This window comes from uncultured Aquincola sp. (assembly GCF_964001545.1).
Classification (GTDB): domain Bacteria; phylum Pseudomonadota; class Gammaproteobacteria; order Burkholderiales; family Burkholderiaceae_C; genus Aquincola.
The window spans coordinates 1-5231 of sequence record NZ_CAXFDV010000645.1 but is presented as its reverse complement, the minus strand read 5'-3'; the positions used below and the strand labels follow the sequence as shown (position 1 = coordinate 5231).

Annotated in this window: 5 protein-coding genes; 1 reads left to right on the top strand and 4 read right to left on the bottom strand. The window is 70.3% G+C overall.

Annotation, left to right across the window (positions count from 1 at the left end):
• Positions 1 to 1921, bottom strand: a 1921-nt coding sequence (locus ABNT58_RS22445) for a xanthine dehydrogenase family protein molybdopterin-binding subunit (RefSeq protein WP_348755625.1), incomplete at its 3' end; no start/stop codon positions are given.
• A gap of 16 nt (positions 1922 to 1937) precedes the next feature.
• The gene (locus ABNT58_RS22440; protein ID WP_348755624.1) at positions 1938 to 2411 is read right to left on the bottom strand and encodes a (2Fe-2S)-binding protein; all 474 of its coding nucleotides are present in this window, start codon (positions 2409 to 2411) and stop codon (positions 1938 to 1940) included.
• A 151-nt stretch (positions 2412 to 2562) separates the two neighbouring features.
• Between ABNT58_RS22440 and ABNT58_RS22435 the strand changes: the two genes are divergently transcribed.
• Entirely contained in the window at positions 2563 to 3570 is a 1008-nt protein-coding gene (locus tag ABNT58_RS22435; protein ID WP_348755623.1) for an XdhC family protein, read from the top strand.
• 21 nt (positions 3571 to 3591) lie between these two features.
• Here ABNT58_RS22435 and ABNT58_RS22430 read toward each other — a convergent pair whose 3' ends face one another.
• On the bottom strand, positions 3592 to 3939 hold the full coding sequence (locus ABNT58_RS22430; protein ID WP_348755622.1) for an MliC family protein: 348 nt from the start codon (positions 3937 to 3939) through the stop codon (positions 3592 to 3594).
• A gap of 92 nt (positions 3940 to 4031) precedes the next feature.
• Positions 4032 to 5231 (bottom strand): molybdopterin cofactor-binding domain-containing protein (locus ABNT58_RS22425; protein WP_348755621.1); only part of this gene is annotated, 1200 nt, incomplete at its 5' end.

Genomic DNA, 5231 nt, shown 5'->3' with positions numbered 1-5231 from the left:
CGGCGGGGTAGGTGAAGTTGCTGGGGTCGTAGAAGGCGTTTTCGTTGAGGCCCGGCTCCAGCTTGTCGTGCGGGAAGTTGTGCGGCACGTAGGCGGTGAGCGCCACCTGCGCGAAGGGCACGTTCTTGTCGGTGCCCGCCACCTTGAACACGCCGTCCTCGAACACCACGTCGGTGTCGGCCGCTTCCATCAGGTGCGCGGCGATCTTGCGGCCCTTGGCCACCACCTTGTCCAGCGCCTTGACGATGGCGGTGCCGCCCACCGCCAGCGAGCGGCTGCCGTAGGTGCCCATGCCGAACAACACCTTGCCGGTATCGCCGTGCTCGATGGTCACGTCGTCCAGTGGAATGCCCAGCTTGTCGGCCACCACCTGCGCGAAGGTGGTTTCATGCCCCTGGCCGTGGCTGTGGCTGCCGGTGAAGATGGTGACCTTGCCGGTGGGGTGCACCCGCACCTCACCCGCCTCGAACAGGCCGGCCCGCGCGCCCAGCGCGCCCGCCACGCTGGAAGGGGCGATGCCGCAGGCCTCGATGTAGGCCGAGTAGCCGATGCCGCGCTTCAAGCCCTTGGCCTCGCTCTCGGCCTTGCGGGCCGCGAAGCCGGCCACGTCGGCCAGTTCGATGGCGCGGGCCATGGTGGCTTCGTAGTCGCCGGTGTCGTAGGTCAGGCCCACCGGCGTGGCATACGGAAACTCGCGCACGAAGTTGCGGCGGCGGATCTCGGCGGGGTCGATGCCCAGGTCGTGCGCGGCGGTCTCCACGATGCGCTCGACCACGTAGGTGGCCTCAGGCCGGCCGGCGCCGCGGTAGGCGTCCACCGGCGCGGTGTTGGTGAACATCGCCTGCACCTGGCAGCTGATCTTGGGCGTGGCGTACTGCCCCGCCAGCAGCGTGGCATACAGGATGGTGGGCACCGCCGACGAGAAGGTGCTGAGGTAGGCGCCCAGGTTGGCCTGGGTGTGCACCCGCATCGCCAGGAACTTGCCCTGCTTGTCGGTGGCCAGCTCCACGGTGGTGAGGTGGTCGCGGCCGTGCGCGTCGGACAAAAACGCCTCGCTGCGGTCGGCCGTCCACTTGATGGGCCGGCCCAGCTGCTTGCTGGCCCACACCAGCGCGGTTTCTTCGCCGTACAGGAAGATCTTGGAGCCGAAGCCGCCGCCCACGTCGGGCGCCACCACGCGCATCTTGTGCTCGGGGATGCCCAGCACGAAGGCGCACATCAGCAGCCGCTCGACGTGCGGGTTCTGGTTGGCCACGTACAGCGTGTAGTTGTCGTCGGCCGGGCTGTAGCTGGCATTGGCCGCCCGCGGTTCGATGGCGTTGGGCACCAGCCGGTTGTTGCGGAAGGTGAGCTTGCTGACATGCGGCGCGCTGGCGATGGCGGCGTCGGTGCCGGCAGAGTCGCCGATGGACCACAGGTAGCACTGGTTGTCGGGCGCCTCGGCATGCAGCGCGCCGCCGGCAGCGGCCACCTGCGCGGCCTTGGCCACGTCCACCACCGCGGGCAGCTCCTCGTAGTCCACCTCCACCAGTGCGGCGGCGTCCTTGGCCTGCTGCAGGGTTCCGGCCACCACCAGGGCCACGCGGTCGCCCACGTAGCGCACCTTGTCCAGCGCCAGGATGGGGTGCTTGGGCTCCTTCATCGGCGTGCTGTCGATGCTGTTGATCAGCCAGCCGCAGGGCAGGCCGCCCACGTCCTTGAAGTGCTCGCCGGTGTAGACGCCCAGCACGCCGGGCGCGGCCTGGGCCGCAGCGGTGTCCACGCGCGTGAGCCTGGCGTGGGCATACGGCGAGCGGACGAAGATGCCGTAGGTCTGCTGCGGCAGCGTGATGTCGTCGGTGTACTGGCCGCGACCGGTGAGGAAGCGCGCGTCTTCGCGGCGCGGCACCGATTGGCCGATGAAGCCTTGTCGTGCAGTCATGCTGTGCCCCTTGCGGTCAAGCGCCCATGCCGGCAGCACCCTGCTGCACGGCCTTGACGATGTTCTGGTAGCCGGTGCAGCGGCACAGGTTGCCTTCCAGGTGGTGGCGGATTTCCTGCTCGGTGCCGTGCGGATGGTGCTGCACCAGGTCGATGGCACTCATCACCATGCCCGGGGTGCAGAAGCCGCACTGCAGGCCGTGGCAGGCCTTGAAGGCGGCCTGCATCGGGTGCAGCTCGCCGTTGGCGGCGGCAATGCCTTCGATGGTGGTGAGCTGGGCGCCATCGGCCTGCACCGCCAGCATCGCGCAGCTCTTGATGGCGCGGCCATTGAGGTGCACGGTGCAGGCGCCGCACTGCGAGGTGTCGCAGCCCACGTGCGTGCCGGTCAGGCGCAGGTGTTCGCGGATGAACTCCACCAGCAGGGTGCCGGGCTCCACTTCTTTGGTGACGGCCGTGCCATTGACCTGCAGCGTGATCTTCGTACCCATGGGGTTTGTCTCCTAGGAATGCCGAATGCCGCGATCGATGCACAACCACGGCCGCCGACGCATGCTAGGGCAGGCCATCCGGCCTTGCACCGACGGGAAAACCCGCGTCCTTGCCTGTGCAAGGGTGCCCGCTTGGCGCTATCGTCCCTGGATGGACAACGTGGATCTCAACATCCTTCGGCAGCTGGCCAGCTGGCAGGCCGAAGGCCGTCGCGTGGTGCTGGGCACCATCACCCGCACCTGGGGCTCGGCGCCGCGGCCGGTGGGCTCAGTGGTGGCGGTGCGCGACGACGGGCAGATCGCCGGCAGCGTGTCGGGCGGCTGCATCGAGGACGACCTGATCGCCAAGGTGCGCGACGGTGCCTTGACCCTCACCGCACCCGAAGTGGTGCGTTACGGCGTGGGGGCTGAAGAAGCCACCCGCTTCGGCTTGCCCTGCGGCGGCACGCTGGAGCTGGTGCTCGAGCCGGTGGGCCCGCATTCGCGCATCCCCGAGCTGCTGGCCGTGCTGCAGCAGGGCGACCGCATCCGCCGCGTGCTGCAGCTGGCCGACGGCCAGGTGGAGCTGCAGCCGCCCAGCGAAGGCGACGTGCTGCAGTTGACCGACACCACGCTGACCACCACCCACGGCCCCAGCTGGCGGCTGCTGCTGATCGGTGCCGGCCAGATGACGCACTACCTGGCCACGATGGCGCAGGCGCTGGACTACCAGGTGCTGATCTGCGACCCGCGCGAGGAATACGCCATCGGCTGGGACGTGCCTGGCGCGCGCCTGCTGCGCGGCATGCCCGACGACGTGGTGGCCGAGCTCAAGCCCGACGGCCACACCGCCATCGTGGCGCTGACGCACGACCCCAAGCTGGACGACCTGGCGCTGATGGAGGCGCTGGCCAGCCCGGCCTTCTACGTGGGCGCCATCGGGTCGCGCGTGAACCAGGCCAAGCGCAAGTCGCGGCTGAAGGAGCACTTCGGCCTGACCGATGCACAGCTCGACCGGCTGCATGGCCCGGTCGGCATCAAGAACGGCGCGCGCACGCCGCCGGAAATCGCGGTGGCCATCCTGGCCGAGCTGACCGCCTCACGCTACGGCTACGTGATTCCGGCGCCGCTGTCGGTGGGTGATGGCGGCCTGGCGCCCGAGGCCGGCTGCGTGGTGTGAAGCCCGCTGCGTGCGCGCCGCTCAACGCGGGCGCACGATGCAGTTGACCGGAATGCGGTCGGCCACCGCCCAGGTGATCTCCTGGCCCTTGCCGCGCAGCTCGGCCGGCCCTTCCGCATAGCGCATGCCCGATCCGCTGGGCTGTTGGCGCAGCGTCAGCACCCGCCCGTCGGGCAGGCTCACCTGCGCTGAATCGCTGGCGTAGCGCACCTGCAGCCGCAAGCCGTCTTCACAGTCGTAGTGCACCGGCGCGGTGGCGCCCGGTGCCGTGAAGGGCGGCAGCGCACAGCCTGCCAGCGCCAGCGCGCACCACACGCTGCCCGCCAGCCCTCGGGCGCCCCGGCGGGCGCGGTCCTGTCCTCTCGTCATCCGATCTCCGTCTGGCCCGGTGGGCCGCATTGCACATGCTGTTGACGGCATGTGACGTGCCCGCCGCTGCGCCGGCGCCGGCCGTCAGCGGCCTACGCCAGCTTGAAGGGCAGCTCGCGCAGGCGCTGGCCGGTGAGCGCGGCCACCGCGTTGGCCAGGGCCGGCGCCAGCGGCGGCAGGCCCGGCTCGCCCATGCCGGTGGGCGCCTCGGTGCTGGGCACGATGTGCACGTCCACCGGGGGCATCTGGTTCAGGCGGGCCACGGTGTAGTCGCCGAAGTTGCTTTGCTCCACCACGCCGTCCTTGAGCGTGATGGCGGCGCCCGGCAGCGTGGTGCCCAGCGCCATCGCCACCGCGCCCTGCACCTGCGTTTGCACCGTCATCGGATTGACCGCGAAGTTGCAGTGCACGCCGGCCGTCACGCGGTGCAGCACCGGCTGCTTGTCCACCACCGAGGCTTCCACCACGTAGGCCACCACGGACGAGAACGACTCATGCACCGCCACGCCCCAGGCCTGGCCGGCCGGCAGCTTGCGCTGGCCATAACCCGAGCGGGCCACCGCCAGGTCGAGCGCGGCGCGGATGCGCGGGTGCCGGTCGCCCAGCAGCTGGCGGCGGTAGGCCACCGGGTCCTGCCCGGCGGCGGCGGCCAGCTCGTCGACCAGCGTTTCCATCACGAAGGCGGTGTGCGTGTGACCCACCGAGCGCCACCACAGCACCGGCACGTTGACCTGCGGATGGTGCACGTCCAGCGCCAGCGGAAAGCCGTAGGGCGTATCCACCACGCCTTCGGTGGACACCGCGTCCACGCCGTTCTTGACCATGAAGGGCTCGAACGGCGTGCCCTTGAGGATGGACTGGCCCACGATGGTGTGCTGCCAGGCCAGCACCTGGCCCTTGGCGTCCAGGCCGATCTCGGCGCGGTGCACGTGCAGCGGGCGGTAGTAGCCGCCGCGGATGTCGTCCTCGCGGCTCCACATCAGCTGCACCGCACCCTGGCCACCGGCCGCGCGCCAGGCCTTGGCCACCTGAGCGGCTTCCACCACGTAGTCCGACGAAGGCACGCCGCGCCGGCCGAAGCCGCCGCCGGCCATCGCGGTGTTCAGCGTCACCTGCTCGGGCTTCAGGCCCAGCGTGGCCGCCACCGCGGCCTGGTCGATGGTCTGGAACTGCGAGCCGATGTGCACCGTGCAGGCATCGCCGCGGAAGTCGATCACGCAGTTCAGCGGCTCCATCGGCGCATGCGCCAGGTACGGAAAGCGGTACTCGGCGCTGATGCGGCGCGGCGCCGT